This window comes from Polymorphobacter sp. (genome assembly GCF_051860865.1).
Lineage (GTDB): Bacteria > Pseudomonadota > Alphaproteobacteria > Sphingomonadales > Sphingomonadaceae > Sandarakinorhabdus.
On the sequence record NZ_JBIMKZ010000004.1, the window covers coordinates 71,901 to 73,021 of the forward strand.

3 protein-coding genes are annotated in these 1,121 nt (G+C 58.6%); all 3 read right to left on the reverse strand.

The features are described 5' to 3' along the window. Positions 1–132: 132 nt before the first annotated feature. The gene (locus ACTIFJ_RS01785; protein ID WP_439532362.1) at positions 133–468 is read right to left on the reverse strand and encodes a hypothetical protein; all 336 of its coding nucleotides are present in this window, start codon (positions 466–468) and stop codon (positions 133–135) included. Positions 469–610: 142 nt separating this feature from the next. Continuing rightward, the gene (locus ACTIFJ_RS01790) at positions 611–841 is read right to left on the reverse strand and encodes a BrnA antitoxin family protein (RefSeq protein ID WP_439532363.1); all 231 of its coding nucleotides are present in this window, start codon (positions 839–841) and stop codon (positions 611–613) included. Next, the coding region (locus ACTIFJ_RS01795; RefSeq protein WP_439532364.1) for a BrnT family toxin at positions 822–1,121 on the reverse strand (300 nt) is incomplete at its 5' end. The genes ACTIFJ_RS01795 and ACTIFJ_RS01790, both read right to left, overlap by 20 nt.

The following is a 1,121-nucleotide window of genomic DNA, read 5'->3' on the forward strand; positions in this document are numbered from 1 at the left end:
AACGGTTGCCGGAGCCGGCATAAGAAAGAGGCCTCCGGCGGCTGGGGGCGACGCCCCCAGACCTCACATAAGCGAGCACGTCGCCGACTCGTGCTGGGCTGACCAATGTCAATATTGACGGGAACGTATCGATCAAAAGACGATGAGGTCGCCAACCTGCATGATGATATGGCCGCTTTCGTAGGGGCCCCGCTCCGAATTAATCACTAAAGCGGAGCCGTTCTCCATCCGTAGCGTCAGCCGAAGGTCTTCGCGCTCAACATTCACGATCCGCTTATAGAGCAAGCGGTGGAAAACAACGGGCGCTCCATCGTGTCCGACACGTCCAAAATGCCACTTGGTTCCATCAGGCTCGATTTGCAGCACGCTTGCTTCTGCGTAGATTTGTTTTCCGCTTTCGAGGATGAATCTGACCCCGTGAGGATCGAGCCACACTTGAGCGACGGCATCGCCGCAGAAGGCCTCCATTTTCGATGCGGGCGGAAACGGGTGCACAAGAAGACCATAGGCTTTGGATGCTGGGTCGCCAATGTCTGCAGTGAGGGGTGCTCGTTTTGGACGCGCCAAGTTCCAGAACCAACACCGAGCCTATCCAGTGCAGGCCGTCTGACTAAATCTCGCCCGCCGCCACAAGCTGCCCCAGCGCCGCATTCACCCGAGTCTGCCACCCCGGCCCGCTGTCTCGCAAATGCCGAACCGTCTCGGCATCGAGCCGTATCTTCACCTCCACCTTGGGCGTCTCCAGCTTCGGTCGTCCGCGCCGGGACGGCGTCATCCCCGCCAGAAAATCCGCCCCCAGCGGCGGGTTGTCGTCGTGAATCTCAGAGTCGAACTTGGTCATGATAATACCTCGTCTCATGTTTCTCCGCCGGGCGCAGGCTGATGACACGAACTGCATCATCATCGGACCCTTGCGTGAAGACCATCACATGCACACGGGCACCGATCAGCCCGAGCGCAACAAAGCGAAGCTCGCCATAATCGAACCGATCGTCTTCGCGCTCGAATGCCGTGTCCCATTGGAATCCGACCGCCGCATGCAAAGATACGCCATGCTTGGTCCGATTGACCGCATCCTTGGCAGGGTCGAACTCGATCCTCACAAGATTAATGTGCACCCA